This is a genomic window from Stieleria neptunia (genome assembly GCF_007754155.1).
Lineage (GTDB): Bacteria > Planctomycetota > Planctomycetia > Pirellulales > Pirellulaceae > Stieleria > Stieleria neptunia.
The window spans coordinates 3,660,968-3,678,791 of the sequence record NZ_CP037423.1; the positions used below are offsets into that span (position 1 = coordinate 3,660,968).

Below are 17,824 nucleotides of genomic sequence, written 5' to 3' on the forward strand. Positions count from 1 at the left end.
AGTGCCGTCCTGCAAGCAGGGAGAGTCCCTGCAGAAAGCAGTGTATTTTGAGCCCATCGAAGAGCAGTTCACGGCTGCTGAAGAGAGTTTAGGCGGCCAGCGAAGCGACTTCTCCCAAAGTCTGATTGCCAGTTTCACCACCGAAGTCACATCACCGGAAACAAGACGAATGCATCTACAACGTATCTACGCGGCTTTCTTGATCACGATGGTGGCCAGTGTCGCTATCGCTCAGGAAGACCAATCGCAGCGAGATCCCTACGAAAAGCCACGCATCATCACGACGACGGACCTTGGTGCTGACCCCGATGATGAACAGTCATTGGTACGCCTGTTGGTGAGTGCCAACGAATTCGATATGGAAGGCCTCATTGTCTCGACGGGTTGCTGGAAGAAAAGCCAAGGCGACACAAAGATGCTCGACAAGCTTGTTGATGCGTATGGCGAGTGTGTCGGCAACTTGAAGGTGCACGCCGATGGTTTCCCGTCAGTCGATTACCTGAGAAAGATCTCAGTGATGGGCCAGCGGGGCTATGGCATGAGCGACGTTGGCGATGGAAAAGACAGTCCGGGTTCGGACTTGATCATCGCCTCAGTGGACAAGGACGATCCGCGGCCTGTTTGGATTGGCGGCTGGGGAGGAACGAACAATGTCGCTCAGGCGATTTGGAAAGTTCGCGCCACGCGTTCCAAAGCAGAACTTGATAAGTTCTTGTCGAAGATCCGTGTGTTTGACATCCTTGGTCAGGATGACGCCGGAGCCTGGATCGCGAAGAACTATCCCGAAGTCCTCTACATTCGGGCAACTGGAGTTTACGGTTGGCAGCCACCGAAAAATGGTGACTATCAGCGCAACGACATTCAAAGCCATGGTCCGTTGGGCGCGCTCTATCCGGACACAAAATGGGCGACCGAAGGCGACACGCCCGCGTTCATGCATGTCTACCCGAACGGTCTTAACGATCCGGACCAGATTGACCAAGGCGGTTGGGGAGGACGTTTCAGCTGGAAGAAAAAGACCAGCATCAAGAGCATGCGAGCCGTGAAGGGGGAAGAACGGCAGTACGATCCGTACGACATGTACGGCAACACGTCCGACGGCGCAAAAGCGATCAAACGCTGGAGCAAGGGCTACGACAACGACTTCGCCGCACGGATGGATTGGAGCATCACCAGCAAGTACGAGGATGCCAACCACCATCCGATCGCCGTCCTCAATGGCGATACGTCACGTCGAGTCATGAACGTCTCGGCCGCTCCGGGTTCAACCGTTTCACTGAGTGCGAAAGGCTCCAGCGACCCCGACAAGAATGCGTTGACTTACGCGTGGTCGTTCTACCAAGACCCAAGTTCTTACGACGGCGATTTAAAACTGAACGGTTACGATTCGGAATCCGTCAAGATCTCGGTTCCGGCGGACGCCGCCGGGAAAAACATGCACATCATCCTGGAAGTCCACGACGACGGCGAACCAAATCTGTACGCCTATCGCCGCATGATAGTCAATGTGGACGGCGAGTCGCCGGCGGCTTCGACGGCAACTCCGGCATCGCCCCCCGCGAAGAAACAGATGGTCGCCGGGAAACCAGCGTCTTCCATGAAGACATGGCTGAAGAACTATATCGCAGACACCTATCCCGATGCGGAACTGGAGGATCACGGCGGATGGCTCCAGGCTCATGTCGGCGATCTCGTTGTCAGCTGGGCCGAGTGGAACGAAGCGGGCGTCACGCTGAAAGAATTGGAGGCTCATGCTCTGAAAGATGGAAGATCGATCTTCATCTCCAAAGACGAAAAGCAAGATTGGATCCTCCTTCCCGGAGTCGACTACTTGAAGGACGCGGGCTATTTCGTCAAATCGTACTTGTCAGCCAGCATGTCGGCTTGGAACGTCGAAGGCAGCACCGTCATTCAGTTCGACGGCGACGCGAAGGAGTTTAGCCAGAAACTGGCTGCGGCATGGAGCGGTGCCGCGAGCAAGAAACCTGCAGCGCCGGCTGCGAAGCCAGACCGTGACTTCAACACGTGGTTGAAGGAATACATTCCGGCCAACTACGCCGAGGCGAAGATCGACGACCATGGCGGATGGACTCAGGCACATGTTCCGAATCTCGTTGCCAGTTGGGCGTTGTGGAACGAATCGGGCATTACTTTGAAGGAAGTGCACGATGTTGAAGAAGGCGAGTCGCTGTTCATTTCCAAGAACAAAAATGAAGACTGGCCCGAAAGCGATCAAGTGAAGTACTTCGACGGTGCCGGCTACTACGTCACTGGATATTCGGCTGCGACGATGGCCGACTGGGATGTTGAAGGCAGCACCGTGGTCCAGTTCGATGGCGACTCCAAAGCATTTGCTGAGAAGGCTGCTGTATCGTTTAGCGGACCGAAACAACCGAAAGAGCAGAAGACTTCCTCGAAACCATTCAAGCGACTCCGAGTCGTCATGACGACCGACTTCCCTCCCATCGGTGTCGTGAAGGGTGGCAACGTGCCCAACGACCAAAAGAGCGATCCCGACGACATGCAATCGATCGTTCGCTTCTTGTTGTACGCCAATGAATTCGATGTGGAGGGCTTGGTCGTTTCGTCGGGAACATTCGCCAACAAGGCGACGAAAAAGAACATGCTGGATGTCATCGACCGCTACGAGCAGGTCTATCCAAACTTAAAGAAACATGATTCGATGTTTCCCTCGCCCGCTTATTTGCGGAGCGTTACCTTTGAAGGCCGCAGCGGCACTTGGGGCAAAAAGGGAACGACCAACATTGGTGAAGGCAAAGACAGTGAAGCTTCCGATGCCTTGATCGCGATCGTCGACAAGCCGGATCCACGCCCGGTCTACGTCGGTATTTGGGGCGATTGCAGTGTGGTCGCGCAGGCCGTTTGGAAAGTTCAGCAGACGCGTAGCAAATCGGAACTGGATCAATTCCTCAGCAAGTTACGCATCCATCAGATTGCGACTCAGGACGGCACCATTACCTGGTTGCGAGACAATTTTCCTAAGCTGTTCATTATCCATTCACACAAGACGTATCAAGGAATGTTCGGCGGCGGTGATCCGAATTCTGATCTCGCCTGGGTGAATCGACATATCCGAAATGATCACGGGCCGCTGTGCAGCATCTACCCGCATGAAGGCATGGGATGCATCGGGGTTTGTGAAGGCGACTCGCCCGCGTTTCTGTGGCTGGTCAGCGCAAACCGAGGGTTGAACGATCCCGACGACCCGACCCAGGAAAGCTGGGGCGGTCAGTTCAAGCGGGACGGTGACAAGAATCACTTCATCGACGGTCCAGGACGTTCAAGCATTTCAAAATGGCGCAAGGATTTTCAAAAGGAGTTCGCAGAGCGAGCGGATTGGTGTGTTCGTGATTGACGTGTTCGCAAATAACGTGGGGTAGGCATCCAGCTTGCCTTTTTCCACTGAATCTACCACCGTCTTCGCAAGCTGGAAGCTTACACCACGTTTCGCAAGCTGGAAGCTTACGCCACCCAGAGGAAAACTGCATGAAACAATCTCGAATATGTGTCGTTGGATCGGCGAATATCGACCTGACGTTTCGGACGCCACGTTTGCCACAACCAGGCGAAACTCTGGCCGGCCACGCATTGCATCAGGGGATGGGCGGCAAAGGGGCCAACCAGGCCGTCGCAGCAGCAAGGCTGGGCGCGTCGGTCGCGTTCATCGCTCGTGTGGGTAACGATGCCTTCGGTAAATCAGCCATCGAAGCCTATCAAGCAGAAAATATTCAAACGTCATGCATTCGGCAGTCGGTCGATCAACCAACGGGAACGGCCGCGATCATGGTTGATGACAATGCAGAAAATTGCATCATCGTCGTTGCGGGAGCGAACGCCGAGCTGAACGCTGAAGATGTGAAGGGCGCGTCGTCGCTGATGACAAATTCCCAAGTCGTACTTTGTCAATTGGAAACACCGGTCGACGCGGCCGTAGAAGCGTTCCGCATTGCCCGCGCGGCAAACGTCCTGACGGTCCTCACGCCCGCGCCGGCCGAACGCGTCACCGCAGAATTGCTTTCGCTCTGTGATGTTTGTGTTCCCAACAAGACCGAGATTACGGCGATGACCGGCCAGACCATTGAGACCGAAGCGGATGCGCTACGTGCGGCAGAACGACTTCGCGACCGTGGCGTAAAACGAGTTGCTTTGACGATGGGCGGTGACGGCGTATTTGTCGTGGACGAAACCGGATCGACTCATATTCCCGCCGTCAGAGTAAAAGCGGTGGATACCACCGGCGCGGGTGATGCGTTTACCGCGGCACTCGCGGTTTCGCTGGCTGAAGGAATGTCTTTCGTCGAGTCTGCCCGTCGCGCGAGTGCGGTTGCAGCGATTTCAGTGACTCGCATCGGAACGCAAACTGCATTTCCGACGATGAGCGAAGTCAACCAATTATCCCGGTTGGAGGAAAACGTATGCGAAGCGTGATCACTTTTCTGATTCTCATTTCCGCGTTTCTGAGTATTTCGACTGCTGCTGACAAGCCGCGGATCTTTGTGCTCACCGACATTGAAAACGAGCCTGACGACGCGATGTCGATGGTGCGGTTTCTGACCTATGCCAATCACTTTGAGATCGAAGGCTTGGCGGCCACGACGTCGATCCATCAACAAAATCGAATCGCACCGGAACGGATTCGCCGCATTGTCGAAGCCTATGGCAAAGTACGCGACAACCTAGCGAAGCACGAAAAAGGATATCCGACCGTAGAGGATTTGTTGCAGAAAGTCACCGAAGGCATTCCGGTCTATGGGATGAACGGCGTGGGCGAAGGAAAGGATTCGCCTGCATCGGAGATGCTAATTAAGGCGGCCGACAGAGACGACCCGCGACCAATGTGGGTTACAGCATGGGGCGGTCCTAACGTGCTGGCTCAGGCGTTGTGGAAAGTTCGCGAAACGCGATCGTCCGCAGAACTGCAAAAGTTCGTAGCGAAACTGCGTGTCTATACGATCTCTGACCAAGATGACAGCGGACCGTGGCTGCGCGAACAATTCCCTGAACTGTTCTACGTCGCGAGCCCTGGGTTTCACGCCGGCGGTGGCTATCACCATGCGACGTGGAGCGGCATCAGCGGCGACTACTTTCACGCTCGATTTTCGGGAGCGGATTTCCAACTGGTTTCAAACGAATGGCTGGACAAGAACGTTCGGCAAAAGGGGCCGCTCGGTGCGGAGTATCCACACTGGGAATACTTGATGGAGGGCGATACACCATCGTTCTTGAATCTGATTGACAATGGCTTGAGCGATCCCGAACGTCCGGATTGGGGCGGCTGGGGAGGACGCTACGAACACTACACGCCACGCAAACAAAAGTGGCATCTGCAGGCAGAAACGCGACCGTTTTGGACGAACGCCGAAGACGAAGTGTTAGGCATCGACAACCGCTGGCATTCCGGCAATCACGCGACGATCTGGCGTTGGCGTTTTGCTTACCAAAACGATTTCGCTGCCCGAATGGACTGGACGATTAAGGCTTACGACGAAGCCAATCATCCGCCCGTACCAAAACTTGGACACGCTGACCGACTGACTGCAAAGCCGGGTGAGACAGTCCAACTCAGTGCCGAAGGTTCCAGCGATCCCGACGGCGATGCGTTATCCTATGAATGGTTCTACTATGGCGAAGCCGGCACTTTACTGACTTCCTCCGGGACTTCAGGTCAACCGGTGCCGATTGAGGATTTTGACCAAGTCAAGGCATCCTTTGTCGTTCCGACGAAACGCGTCATGCCCGGCGTCGGGACGATGCACATCATTCTTGCAGTGACCGACCACGGCCAACCTCGTTTGACGCGATACCGGCGGGTCGTCGTCGATGTGAAAAACTGAATTTCTAATTTTACTCAGGAGAATGGAAGTGACGAATTCAACAACGTTGCAAAACCCGGAAACAGCCATGGCCCAGACACCCCCTCAAACCGTCTGGGCGGTTGCAATGACCGCGCCGGGCCAGACCGAGATGCGGTCGTATCCGTATCCGACAATGGATCACGATTCGGCGATCTTGAAAGTTGAGATGTCGGGTATCTGTGGAACCGATCGGCACATCTTCAAAGGTGAAGCGAAGGAGCTACGAGGCAAGTCGATCTACCCGTATGTCGGCGGTCACGAGGTGATCGGAACGATCGTGGAGATCGGAGACAAGGCGGCGCGGACCATGGACTACGACGGTCAGCTGCTCGCTCCTGGCGATCGGGTGGCCATTGCCGTCGAAGTCAATTGCGGCGACTGCTGGTATTGCAGGAATCACTACAACAATTGTACCTGCGAGAATCAGATTCAGGCTTATGGGCTGCATCCGAATTGCGAAACCAAGCCATATTTGCGTGGCGGGTTCGCAGAGTACATGTACATTCGGCCGCGAACGCATTTGTTCAAGATTCCTGAAGAAATGCCAACCGATGTAGCCGTGTTCGTCGAAGAGATGGCCGTGGCTTATCATTCGCTGGCTCGTGCGTCGGCTGCGTTCGCTCCAGTGAACGAGGGCTTCGGTCCGGGAATGTCGGTCGCAGTGTTGGGCAACGGGCCTTTGGGGCTGCTGCACGGTATCATGGCAGAGATCCAGGGGGCAGGGTTGTCGATCGCCACGGATCTCTCTGACCTTCGTCTTGGCAAGGCAAAGAATCTTTATGCCGACGTGACGATGAACGCTGCAACGGTAGGAGTCGAAGAACGCATTGATCGGGCAAAAGAGTTGACCGAAGGCGTCGGACCGGACCTGGTCATCGAATCAAGCGGCGAACCGGAAGTCTTTCTCGAGGCATTGAGGATGGTTCGCAAAGGCGGAACGGTCATCGAAGTGGGCAACTGGGTCGACCTTGGAAAGAACGTGCCACTGGATGTCATGAAGCATATCGCATCGAAGAACCTGCATATCCACTCCGTCTTTCACTGTGGAACCAACTGGCGCCCGGTCCTGAAAGTCTTGCAACAGCAAGCCGGCCGGTATGATTTTCCATCGATGATCACGCACCGCATGAGTCTTGATGAGTTAGTGGACGGATTCGGCACGGTGACGAAGTTTGACGAATGCGTCAAAATCGAAGTCGTACCGCACAAAGCCTAGCGGCATAAGCTTCCAGCTTGCGATCTTGTTGCAGTGCCTGGCAAGCAGGGTGCTTACCCCACGGAATTCTCCATGAAACGAACGAGACTACTCAACAGCGAACTCAGCTACGAGATCAGCCGCATCGGACACACGGCGTCGATCACGTTGTGCGACGCCGGTCTGCCGATCCCGTCTGAAGTCAAGCGGATCGATCTGGCGATCGAACGCGGGTATCCTTCGTTTCTCAAGACGCTGGACGTTTTGTTAAGCGAAATGCAGGTGGAAGAGATGGTGGTCGCCAGTGAGATTCACGAACACAATCCTGAAATCCTAAAGGGCATGATGGACTTGTTTCGTCATCATGAAATGAACCCCATCGTCACAGAAGTCTCGCATCAGGAGTTCAAGCAAATGACGCGGCAAAGTGAAGCAATCGTTCGCACGGGCGAATGCACTCCATACGCAAATGTTATCCTCAAGTCGGGCGTCGTCTTTTGATCCTATTTCAAGTGGCGTAAGCTTCCAGCTTGCGTTTTATTTAGTGTTATGATCGGCAAGCTGGTAGCTTGCCCCACTTTACCAAGGCGAATCCTATGAAACGAAACGCACTCATTCAGTCAACGATTATTCCGTTCGCCTGCCTGCTACTTCTCACCTCTGCCGGTTGCAGCAGCCAACCAGCCAGCAATGAGTCGTCGTCGGCCGAGGCTGATGAGCCAAAGAAAATCGCCGTGATCGTTTCGACGTTGAACAATCCGTGGTTCGTCGTCCTGGGAGAAACGGCACGCGACCGAGCCGATGAACTTGGCTATGAAGCCAACATGTTCGATTCGCAGAATGACACGGCCAAAGAGGCGGAGCATTTTGATAACGTCATTGCCGCCGGCTACTCGGCCATCCTTTTCAACCCAACCGATGCGGACGGTTCGATTGCCAATGTCAAACGAGCAACGGAAGCTGGGATTCCGGTCTTTTGTATCGACCGCGAAATCAACTCGACCGACGCCGCGACGACTCAATTGTTGTCCGACAACTATTCCGGATGCGTCGAACTTGGCAAGTACTTCGTGGAGAAAGTCGGTGAAAAGGGGAAGTACGTTGAACTCCTGGGGCTGGTCGGAGACAACAACACGTGGAACCGCTCCAAGGGGTTCCATCGTGTCGTCGATCGGTATGAAGGGTTGGAAATGGTCGCCCAACAAAGTGCAGACTTTGATCGCAACAAAGCCCTGGAGGTCATGGAGTCCATTTTGCAGTCACACGGCGATCTCAATGCCGTCTTCTGTGGGAATGACGCGATGGCAATGGGCGCGTATCAGGCATTGCTGGCAGCCGACAAAGCCGACCAGGTCAAAGTGTTTGGCTACGACGGATCGGAAGACGTCATCAAGTCGATCAGCGAAGGCAAGATTGCTGCGACCGTGATGCAGTACCCCAAGGTCATGGCCAAAGCATCGGCCGAATACGCTCACGAGTACCTCGCCAACGGCAAACGCGATTTTGAGCAGAAAATTCCTGTTGGCGTTGACCTGGTTTCGCAAGAGAACATCGACGACTTCATTGGTTACGGGAAAAAGGAGTAGCCGTGTTGCGAACGAGGATGATCAAATGCGGGTTGTCGTTGATTGTCGTTTGCCTCGTCTGCTGGCTCTTTCCACTCTTTCATGTCCAAACGTTGGGCCAAGGAAAGACGGAAGACAGCGATGCGGCCACGATGGCAGATGAAACGGGTCCATCTGATCCAGTCGCTTATGTGCGCGAGCTTTGGGACGGATCACTAAGAACCGCAGACGCTGCCACAACCATCACTCAACTCTGGGATGCCTTCGATGCCGACGCAACGGTTGCGAGAAGCCAATATGGCCAACAGGCAGGTCTTGGTGGAGCGTGGTATTTTTGTGTCCGTGGGCAGGGCACCGTCCAGGTCGTCGAGAAGGACCGTGTTGTTCTCGCGGTCGCGGAGAGTTCGCGACGCGTTTGTCTCGATCTCGGCGTCGTCGTCGACAACACGGTTCGGGAAGCGATCGGTGTAAAGGCCAGTGACTTCGCGAACTCCCAAGCATTCAATGCGGTCTCGACGGAACTCAATCTTCGAGTCGAAAAAGAGGTGATCACTGAGAAACGGGCGTTTTTGAAAAAAGACGTGATCGTCGATTTCGTCGGCTGTACAAAGATTGGTGGCAAGTCAGACCTTGATCCATTGTGCCTGATTCCGATTCAAATTCATATTCTTGGCGGTGAAGCCGGCGGCCCTGATTTGAACAAGGAGACGGCCGGAGCAAAGCCATGATCCAAGCCGCGGCAAACAGCGACGTCGTGCTGACGGGCCGGGGAATCGTCAAGCGATATCCCGGCGTGTTGGCGCTCGACCAAGTCAACTTTGAAGTGCGACGTGGAGAAGTTCACGGCTTGATCGGCGAAAACGGCGCTGGGAAATCCACGCTCATGCATATTCTGGCGGGAGCCAATCGCGCCGATGAAGGTGTGATCCAGCTGGAGGGTGCGCCCGTTGAATTCGCCAATCCGCGTGAAGCATCGGATCACGGTATCGCGCTGGTGCATCAGGAATTGAACCTCGTTCCGCACCTCTCGGTCGCGGAAAACATTTTTCTCGGTCGCGAACTTGTCTCCCGTGTCGGTCTGATTCGTTCGCGGGATCAAAACGAGCAGTGCCGTCGATTGCTGGCCGACCTGGATGAGACGATCGATCCTCGCGCGGAGATTCATTCGTTGCGAGTCGGGCAGCAACAGGTCGTTGAAATTGCCAAGGCGATCAATTCCAAGGCACGCGTGATTTTCATGGACGAGCCGACGTCGGCGATCAGCGATCAAGAAGTCGAGTCGTTATTCCGTCTGATCCGTTCGCTTCGGGATTCAGGCGTCTCCATCGTCTACGTGTCCCACAAACTGGAAGAACTGCTGAACATCAGCGACCGCATTACCGTCTTGCGTGATGGCCAACTGGTGGAGACAGTGGAGGCCGCCGACGCCGATCGGGATTCGATCGTGCGGCTGATGGTTGGTCGGAAGCTCGATGATTTGTACGTTCATTCGCCCGCATTGGCCAACCGGCCTGAGCGGCTGCGCGTGGAATCATTGACCCTGGATCGCAAGGACACGAGCCGTCCGTTGATTGACGGCGTTTCGTTTTCTGTACGTGGCGGCGAAGTCTTTGGCATCTTCGGATTGATGGGGGCTGGACGTACGGAGTTGCTCGAATCGATCTTTGGCCTTCATCCAAATCGTACGACAGGTGACATTGCAATCGATGGCGTCAGCTGCCGATTTCGATCGCCTCAACAGGCATTGAAGCATGGCCTGGGGCTTGTTCCCGAAGACCGCAAACACCAGGGACTCATCCTGGGGATGAGCGTGGAACAAAACATCAGCCTGTCAAACCTCTCCGAGATGGAATCTGCAGGGTTGCTAAGCGGACGGCGTGAACGAGACCACGCCCAATCGTTCGTCGAGCAATTCTCGATTCGGACACCCAACGTGATGCAGCCCGTGCGCGCCTTAAGCGGGGGCAATCAGCAAAAGGTTGTCCTGTCGAAAGTGCTTTCGAGAAAACCAAGTGTTCTGATGCTGGACGAGCCGACGCGTGGCATTGACGTGAGCGCAAAACGAGAAATCTATGGACTGATCGACCGGCTCAAGCGACAGGGGATAGCGATCGTCGTCGTTTCGTCTGAACTGCCGGAACTGCTGGGCATCGCCGATCGAATCATGGTGATGAGCGAGGGCCGCAAGACCGGCGAATTCGAGAGGTCCGCGGCGAATGAAGAGGTGTTGATGCGCGCCGCAGTGCCTCAAACAACTGCAGCTGCGGAAACAGCCCAGAGCGAACCCGTCGAATGAATTCAAACAACTTGGCAATCATCGAACATGCGTGACCCATCACAATTCTGGAAGCAGTTAGGCCGCTTTCAGTCGCTACTCGTCCTGGTCCTCATGATCGTTGCGATGAGTCTGTTGTCGGATCGCTTTCTGACTTCCGCAAACGGTTTGAATATCATGCGGCAGATTTCTGTCAACGTTTGTCTGGCGATTGGCATGACCATGGTGATTCTGTCCGGCGGGATCGATCTTTCTGTGGGATCGGTGCTCGCGTTTTCGGGCGCGATCACGGCGGGTTTGATGAAGACGGCAGTTCCGCTGCCCTGGCTGGGAGTCGAGCTGCAGTTCACGACATGGGGAGCGATCGTCGCCGGATTAACGGCCGGTTCGTTTCTCGGCTGGTTCAACGGACAGATGATCACCCGGCTGAAGATCCCGCCCTTTGTTGCGACACTTGGGATGCTCAGTATCGCGCGCGGCATGACGATGCTCTGGACCAAGGGGTTTCCGATTACCGGCCTGGGCGACGGATTCGCGATCCTTGGAACGCGTTCGGTGCTGGGGATTCCGATGCCCGTATGGATCGCCGGATGTCTGGTCGCTGTGTTTGTCTTGCTCACAAAGAAGACTCGGGTGGGGCGGTACACTTATGCCGTCGGAGGCAACGAACAGACCGCCCGATTGTCCGGGCTGAATGTGAATCGCATCAAGGTCATCGTTTACACGATCGCGGGCGGTTTATCCGCAGTGGCTGGGCTGATCATGACCTCGCGACTGGACTCCGCCCAACCCAACGCGGGAGCGGGATATGAATTGGACAGCATTGCCGCAGTCGTCATTGGAGGAACGTCACTTTCCGGCGGTCGCGGAACCATCCTCGGAACCGTCATCGGTTGCCTGATCATCGGAGTGCTCAACAGCGGATTGGTGCTGTTGAATGTTTCGCCCTTCTGGCAACAAGTCGTCAAAGGCGGTGTGATTCTATCTGCAGTCGCGATCGATCGCATGCGCGAATCCAACGATTGAATCCATCTCCCCGGTCGCAAAGGCGACACCTTGGTCGGCAACCGATAAATCGATAAATGGTTCCACCCACCAGATCCGCCGGGCATCGATGCCGATGCGATCGCCGGCAAATCAGCCGGTGGGTGGCGGTCTGGGAGTGCGAGTGACTGGGGTGACTGAAAAATGGTGGGCAGAAAAATCGTAGAGCCCGGGAGGGAGCGACAAGAAAATCGCTGACAAGAAGATGGAGCGCCCGAAGCAGGTTTAAATGGGGCGTCTGAGTCACAGGCAGCCGCGGCTCAGCTTCCTGCCGTCCAGATCTCCCCATGCCCTATTTTCTTGTCACCCATTTTCCTGTCTGTCTACTCCACCGCCCTGTCTGTCTACTCCACCCCACCGTCCCCGCCCATTTTTCTGCCCCTGATTTTTCTGCCATCTCAGCATCCCCAAACAGGCCTGTCCACCGATTCAACTCCGCTGGACGACGTGTCGTCGAAGCTGACACCCGACCCCATCGCACGACGCCGACCCCGAAACGACAAAACCCCGTCAAACACTCGGCTTGACGGGGTTTTCGGGTAGTCGGGATGACAAGATTCGAACTTGCGACCTCTGCACCCCCAGTGCAGCGCTCTAACCAGGCTGAGCCACATCCCGCTTCGGTGCGATAGCGTAGCGAAGACTGTTTTTGTTTTCTAGAGCGCAACGAACCCGTTCGGGTTCACTTTTTTGAGCGGAGGTGCGTGGCGGCCGGACCACGGTTTCGCTTCGGCCGAGTTTGGGGCACACTCTTGGGCGACCCCCGCACTTTCTTACGGAGTACCCAGCACCATGTCTTTTGCGACTCGATTGGCCGATGCGGTTCGGCGGACGCGCAGCGTCACCTGCGTCGGACTGGATCCCCGCAAAGCCTCGCTCCCGGCCCCGCTTCGCGATGCGGTCAGCCAGGATCGGCCGGAGGAATGGGCGGCGGCTTACACCCAGTTCTGCTGCGAAATCATCGATGTCGTCGGCGATCTGGTGCCCTGTGTGAAGCCTCAAGCCGCCTTTTTCGAGCAGCTCGGACCGGCCGGGATGATCTCGCTGGGGGAAGTCGTCGCCTACGCCCGCTCGAAAAATTTGCTGGTGATTTTGGACGGCAAACGCAACGATATTGGCAGCACCGCGACCGCCTACGCCGACGCCTACTTGGGGGCCGAGAGTCCCTGGGGCAGCGATTCGTTAACGGTCAGCCCCTATCTGGGGCGCGATAGCATTGAGCCGTTCGTCGACGTTTGTGATCAGCGGGACGCCGGGATCTTTGTCCTTGTGAAAACCTCCAACCCCGGCGGCGGGTTGCTGCAAAACCGCCAAACGGACGGGCAGACGGTCTTTCAGTGCGTGGCGGAATTGTTGACGGAGCTGAATTCGTCGCGTCAAAACGCGGAGGGTTATGGGCCGTTGGGGGCGGTGGTCGGAGCGACGTATCCGCAGGAATTGGCGGAAATGCGGGCGGCGATGCCGCACAGTTGGATCCTGATCCCGGGCTTCGGTGCCCAGGGCGGTGCAGCCGAGGATGTGAAGGTCGGGTTTCACGAGGGGGGGATGGGGGCAGTCGTCAACAGCTCGCGGCATATCATTTTCGCTCATGCCCGGCCCGAATATGCCGATAAGTTCGGGGACGCACGCTGGCACGACGCCGTCCGGGCGGCGACGGAGCAGATGAACGCCCAATTGGATCTGGTGAAGTAGTCAAATCCAGGTGAATTTGGTGTTTTCGCGGTTCGAACCCTCTTCCGAACCCGAGCCTCAGTTGCTACCTTTCGCGGTTCTTCGTCGACTGACAGCGTGAGCAACAGTGGCGTGAAAACAAAATGACCCCCAGCAAATGATGGAATCATGGGCAACAAGATGAAGACCCATAAGGGTATCAAAAAGCGCTTTCGCTTGTCCGCGACGGGCAAGGCGATGCACCGCCAAAGTGGTACCAGCCACTTGGCAAACGGCTTGACCAAGAAACGTCGGCGAAACCTCCGCGGCACGACCGCAGTGGACACCTGCATGGAAAAATCCATCCAGGCTTCGCTCAACGGCTACAGCAACTAACGATCGAATTTCACCCATTTGGATAGGCGAAACATCGACGCAACTTTTTGACGTCGGGGCCTGATTCAAAACAATCTGAAAGGAATGCACCCATGCGTGCGACCAAAGGTGCCGCCCGTCGGCAATCGAAAAAACGTCTGTTCAAACGCGCCAAAGGCTATGTCGGTGGACGCGGAACGCTGACCCGCTCGGTCAAAGAAACCCTGCTCCGCAGTGGCGCGTACGCCTTTCGCGATCGCCGCGTGCGAAAACGCGATTTTCGCCGACTGTGGATCACCCGTCTGAACGCCGCGACCCGCTTGCACGGGCTTCGTTACAGCGAGTTCATCCACGGGCTGAAGAAAGCCGGGATCGAATTGGACCGCAAGACGTTGTCGGAAATGGCCATTCACGACGAAGCCGGTTTCAAGGCCGTCGTCGACAAGGTCAAAGAAGCGTTGGCAGCGTAGGCTCCCTCCAGTTCGAAATTACGGTTACGTTTGTCGAGCGGAAAAGGGGTCAGGTACGAAGGGCACAGGCACGCGTGTTGGTGTGCAGGCTTTAGCCGCCCGCTGTCGCTGCGTCGCAGCGACCGGGAATCGCCTAAAGGCTAAACACCAACGGTTGCTGAGAGTGCTTCGCATTTTTGGTGCCTGACCCATGTTCTGCGGCACCCAAGCTATGTCTCTGCAAAATTTTCTCTCCGCCCTCGATTCGTTGCAAACCGAGGCGATCGCAACTCTTGATGCAGCCTCCGATGCGGAGGCGTTTGAGGCTGCGCGGGTCAAGTACGTGGGCCAAAAGAAAGGCGCACTGAAAGACATTCAAAAGCAAATGGGCGGCGTCGCGGCCGGCGATCGCAAGTCGGCCGGGATGCGGCTGAACGAAGTCAAGCAAGCGATCGAAAAAGCGGTCGCCGACGCCCAGTCGCGACTCTCCGGAGGCGGTGACAGCGGGGCCGACCCGACGTTCGATCCCACGTTGCCCGGCGTGCGGCCGGCGATCGGCCACGTCCACCCGATCACGCAAACGATCACCCACCTGACTGAGATCATGGGACGGATGGGATTTGAAGCCGCCGAAGGTCCCGAGGTCGAAGACCCGCACCATAACTTCGTCGCGCTGAACATCCCCGAAGACCATCCGGCACGTGATCCGCTGGATAATTTTTATCTGGCGACCGCGGCCACGGGAACGGAAAAACAAAACGTCGAAGGCACACGGTTGCTGCGGAGCCAAACCAGCACGGTGCAGATTCGCGTGATGGCCAACCGCAAGCCGCCGATTCGCGTGATCTCGCTGGGCCGTGTCTATCGTCCCGACGATCCCGATGCGACACACTTTCCGATGTTCCATCAGATGGAAGGGTTGCTGGTCGACACGCACGTGACGATGGCCAACTTGAAAACCGTGTTGCGAGTCTTTGCGACCAACTACCTTGGCGGCGACGTCGAAATTCGGTTTCGGCCGTCGTTCTTTCCGTTCACCGAGCCCAGCGTCGAAGTCGACTTTTTGTGGGACGGCAACTGGATCGAATTCGGTGGCGCCGGGATGGTCGATCCCAACGTCTTTCGGGCCGTCGGATACGATCCCGAAAAGGTCTCGGGATTTGCGTTCGGCCTGGGCGTCGAACGGTTATGCATGCGTCGTCACGGGATCAAGGACATCCGTGATCTGTACAGCGGCGACATGCGATTTCTGTCACAGTTTTAAATCAGTTCCGAGTTCCAAGTTTCAGGTTCCAAGTTGCGATTCCTGACAAACTTGGAACATGAAACCTGGAACCCCCAACCAGACCATGCTTGTTTCCTGGAAATGGCTCTCCCGCTACGTCGATCTGCCGACCGATCGCGAAGAATTGGAGACGCGGCTCAGTCTGAGCGGATTGAATCACGAGGGGACCGAAACGCCATCGGAGAATCCGGCGCTGTCGGCCGATGATGTTTGCATCGACTTGGAAGTCACCAGCAACCGCGGTGATTGTTTGGGGCACCTGGGCGTCGCACGTGAAATCGCCGTGCTGTACGACACCAAATTGCGTGTTCCCGCGCCAGCCCTGGAGACGTCCAAGACGGATGTCAGGTCGCTGTTGAGTGTCGAGAATGAATTCACCGAGGCCTGTCCACGTTACACCGCGCGAGTGATCCAGGGCGTCAAGGTCGGTCCCAGTCCGGATTGGATGCAGGCCGCGCTGGCCAGCGTCGGGATCGGTACGGTCAACAACGTCGTCGACGCGACCAATTACGTGTTGATGGAATGTGGTCAGCCGCTGCATGCGTTTGACTACGCCAACATCGCGGACAAGAAAATTGTCGTGCGGCCCGCGGGGGCGAAAGAGATCATCACGGCGATCGATCATCGTCAATACGAACTCGACCCTTCGATGTGCGTGATCGCCGATGCGAAAGCGGCGTCCGCGGTGGCCGGGGTGATGGGGGGCGCCGATTCGGAAGTGACCGAGTCGACGACGGATGTGGTGATCGAATCGGCGATCTTCACACCGCTGTCGGTCCGACGGACGGCGCGGAAACTGAAACTGCACAGCCCTTCCTCGTTTCGATTCGAACGTCGCGTCGACCCGGTCGGCGTGGAATGGGCCAGTCGTCGCGTCTGCCAGTTGATCGTCGAATCCGCCGGCGGCACCGTCGCCGAGGGGATCATCGACACCGCACCGGAAATCGAAACGCGGCCGCCGATCGTGTTGCGTCTGGCGCAACTGGAACGCATCCTTGGAATCACCATCGACAGCGACGAAGTCGAGCGCATTCTGACGGCACTCGGTTGTCAGAGCGATGCCAAAATCGCGACCGGTTCCGGAGCGTTCAGCGCGCCGTCCTGGCGTCATGATCTGACCCGCGAGGCCGACTTGATCGAAGAGGTGGCGCGGATTCACGGTTATGACAAGATCCCCGAAGACAGCCCGATCCCGGTCGCTCCGAGCAGCAAACGGACCTTTGATTCGGCCACGGAAAAGATCCGCGGCGTGTTGACCGCTGCGGGGTTGAGCGAGGCGATGACGCCCAGTGTGGTGACATCGAAGCTGGACCAGACGCTTTCGCCGTGGACCGAGCGACCGGCATTGAGCACCCAAACGGCGATGTTGAAAGGTGCCAAGCGACTCCGCCGGACCCTGTTGCCGAGTCTGATCGAAGCACGCGCCAACAACTGGGCGTCGGCATCGATCGAAGCGGACTTGTTCGAAATCGCGCACCTGTATCTGCCCGGAAAAACCGAAGACGACTTGCCGGAAGAACTGTATGCGGTCGCGCTGGTGTGTGGCGGCGACTTCTTTGCGGCCAAAGGAATCATCGAGTCGTTGTGTGAACGGCTGGGCGCGCGACAAGCCCTGGTGGTCAAGCCGGTCGATTCACCCGGCTTTGTAGCCGGGCAGTTGGTCCAGCTGTCGCTCGGCGATTCGCCGCTGGGGTATCTCGGTGTCGTCGCTCCCAAGACGCTGAAGCAATGGAAATTGCCCGGCACCGTGATCGTCGCCGAACTGTCGATCCCCGCGTTGCTGGCGGACGCCGAATTGGTCCCCCAGCAACAGATCGTCAGCATGTTTCCTTCGGTGGAACGCGATTTGAACTTTGTGATGTCCGAATCGGTGCGTTGGAACGAACTGGAGAACGTGGTCTGTTCGGCCGTCGGCCGGCAGCTGAAATCGGTCACCTACCGGGAGACCTATCGCGATCCGGAAAAGGACGGCAAAGACCGCAAGCGAGTGTTGTTGTCGGTGCAATTGCAAAGTGACGAGACGACGTTGAGCGGTGATGACGCCGACGCGTTGGTTCAAAGCGTCATCGGTGCCTGCAAGAAGAAGCTTGACGCAGAGTTGTTGGGTTGA

Annotated in this window: 14 protein-coding genes and 1 tRNA gene; 14 read left to right on the forward strand and 1 reads right to left on the reverse strand. The window is 56.6% G+C overall.

Annotated features, from left to right (window positions below; all coding sequences use genetic code 11):
• The first annotated feature begins 40 nt into the window (after positions 1-40).
• From Enr13x_RS38935 to Enr13x_RS12780, 9 genes are all read left to right on the forward strand, one after another.
• Complete coding sequence (locus tag Enr13x_RS38935; RefSeq protein ID WP_231744251.1) at positions 41-3,376, forward strand: nucleoside hydrolase-like domain-containing protein; 3,336 nt, start codon at positions 41-43, stop codon at positions 3,374-3,376.
• A 131-nt stretch (positions 3,377-3,507) separates the two neighbouring features.
• Entirely contained in the window at positions 3,508-4,449 is a 942-nt protein-coding gene (rbsK, locus tag Enr13x_RS12745) for a ribokinase (RefSeq protein WP_145386537.1), read from the forward strand.
• A complete protein-coding gene (locus Enr13x_RS12750) occupies positions 4,437-5,855 on the forward strand; it encodes a nucleoside hydrolase-like domain-containing protein (protein WP_145386539.1) in 1,419 nt (472 codons plus the stop codon). The genes rbsK and Enr13x_RS12750 overlap by 13 nt, the downstream gene beginning before the upstream one ends.
• Before the next feature lie 28 nt (positions 5,856-5,883).
• Positions 5,884-7,092, forward strand: a complete 1,209-nt coding sequence (locus tag Enr13x_RS12755) for a zinc-dependent alcohol dehydrogenase (RefSeq protein ID WP_231744252.1) — start codon at positions 5,884-5,886, stop codon at positions 7,090-7,092.
• Between the two features lie 72 nt (positions 7,093-7,164).
• Entirely contained in the window at positions 7,165-7,572 is a 408-nt protein-coding gene (rbsD, locus tag Enr13x_RS12760) for a D-ribose pyranase (RefSeq protein ID WP_145386541.1), read from the forward strand.
• Between the two features lie 95 nt (positions 7,573-7,667).
• Positions 7,668-8,657 (forward strand): D-ribose ABC transporter substrate-binding protein, encoded by a 990-nt coding sequence (locus Enr13x_RS12765; RefSeq protein ID WP_145386543.1) that lies wholly within the window; start codon positions 7,668-7,670, stop codon positions 8,655-8,657.
• 131 nt (positions 8,658-8,788) lie between these two features.
• Positions 8,789-9,364, forward strand: a complete 576-nt coding sequence (locus tag Enr13x_RS12770; protein ID WP_197455995.1) for a DUF2291 family protein — start codon at positions 8,789-8,791, stop codon at positions 9,362-9,364.
• Positions 9,361-10,932: a sugar ABC transporter ATP-binding protein gene (locus Enr13x_RS12775; protein ID WP_145386547.1), complete on the forward strand. Its 1,572-nt coding sequence runs from the start codon at positions 9,361-9,363 to the stop codon at positions 10,930-10,932. Before Enr13x_RS12770 ends, Enr13x_RS12775 begins: the two co-directional genes overlap by 4 nt.
• A gap of 27 nt (positions 10,933-10,959) precedes the next feature.
• Positions 10,960-11,937 (forward strand): ABC transporter permease, encoded by a 978-nt coding sequence (locus Enr13x_RS12780; protein WP_145386549.1) that lies wholly within the window; start codon positions 10,960-10,962, stop codon positions 11,935-11,937.
• Positions 11,938-12,498: 561 nt separating this feature from the next.
• On the opposite strand, the gene Enr13x_RS12785 is transcribed toward Enr13x_RS12780, so the two are convergent.
• Positions 12,499-12,573 (reverse strand) — tRNA-Pro (locus Enr13x_RS12785).
• A 174-nt stretch (positions 12,574-12,747) separates the two neighbouring features.
• Here Enr13x_RS12785 and pyrF point away from each other — a divergent pair.
• The 5 genes from pyrF (at position 12,748) to pheT (ending at position 17,824) form a co-directional block, all read left to right on the forward strand.
• The gene (gene pyrF, locus Enr13x_RS12790) at positions 12,748-13,647 is read left to right on the forward strand and encodes an orotidine-5'-phosphate decarboxylase (protein ID WP_145386551.1); all 900 of its coding nucleotides are present in this window, start codon (positions 12,748-12,750) and stop codon (positions 13,645-13,647) included.
• Between the two features lie 147 nt (positions 13,648-13,794).
• On the forward strand, positions 13,795-14,001 hold the full coding sequence (rpmI, locus tag Enr13x_RS12795) for a 50S ribosomal protein L35 (RefSeq protein WP_095742399.1): 207 nt from the start codon (positions 13,795-13,797) through the stop codon (positions 13,999-14,001).
• A gap of 92 nt (positions 14,002-14,093) precedes the next feature.
• Entirely contained in the window at positions 14,094-14,450 is a 357-nt protein-coding gene (gene rplT / locus Enr13x_RS12800) for a 50S ribosomal protein L20 (protein ID WP_145209939.1), read from the forward strand.
• Positions 14,451-14,661: 211 nt separating this feature from the next.
• On the forward strand, positions 14,662-15,693 hold the full coding sequence (gene pheS, locus Enr13x_RS12805) for a phenylalanine--tRNA ligase subunit alpha (RefSeq protein ID WP_145386553.1): 1,032 nt from the start codon (positions 14,662-14,664) through the stop codon (positions 15,691-15,693).
• Between the two features lie 58 nt (positions 15,694-15,751).
• On the forward strand, positions 15,752-17,824 hold the full coding sequence (gene pheT, locus Enr13x_RS12810) for a phenylalanine--tRNA ligase subunit beta (RefSeq protein ID WP_231744253.1): 2,073 nt from the start codon (positions 15,752-15,754) through the stop codon (positions 17,822-17,824).

Excerpts from the sequence above, each read along its gene's own strand:
- Enr13x_RS12765 (WP_145386543.1), top strand. The coding sequence starts at position 7,668 with ATGAAACGAAACGCACTCATTCAGTCAACGATTATTCCGTTCGCCTGC.
- Enr13x_RS12770 (WP_197455995.1), top strand. The coding sequence starts at position 8,789 with ATGGCAGATGAAACGGGTCCATCTGATCCAGTCGCTTATGTGCGCGAG.
- rpmI (WP_095742399.1), top strand. The coding sequence starts at position 13,795 with ATGGGCAACAAGATGAAGACCCATAAGGGTATCAAAAAGCGCTTTCGC.
- pheT (WP_231744253.1), top strand. The coding sequence starts at position 15,752 with ATGAAACCTGGAACCCCCAACCAGACCATGCTTGTTTCCTGGAAATGG.
- rplT (WP_145209939.1), top strand. The coding sequence starts at position 14,094 with ATGCGTGCGACCAAAGGTGCCGCCCGTCGGCAATCGAAAAAACGTCTG.
- pyrF (WP_145386551.1), top strand. The coding sequence starts at position 12,748 with ATGTCTTTTGCGACTCGATTGGCCGATGCGGTTCGGCGGACGCGCAGC.
- Enr13x_RS12775 (WP_145386547.1), top strand. The coding sequence starts at position 9,361 with ATGATCCAAGCCGCGGCAAACAGCGACGTCGTGCTGACGGGCCGGGGA.
- rbsK (WP_145386537.1), top strand. The coding sequence starts at position 3,508 with ATGAAACAATCTCGAATATGTGTCGTTGGATCGGCGAATATCGACCTG.
- Enr13x_RS12780 (WP_145386549.1), top strand. The coding sequence starts at position 10,960 with ATGCGTGACCCATCACAATTCTGGAAGCAGTTAGGCCGCTTTCAGTCG.
- Enr13x_RS12750 (WP_145386539.1), top strand. The coding sequence starts at position 4,437 with ATGCGAAGCGTGATCACTTTTCTGATTCTCATTTCCGCGTTTCTGAGT.
- rbsD (WP_145386541.1), top strand. The coding sequence starts at position 7,165 with ATGAAACGAACGAGACTACTCAACAGCGAACTCAGCTACGAGATCAGC.
- pheS (WP_145386553.1), top strand. The coding sequence starts at position 14,662 with ATGTCTCTGCAAAATTTTCTCTCCGCCCTCGATTCGTTGCAAACCGAG.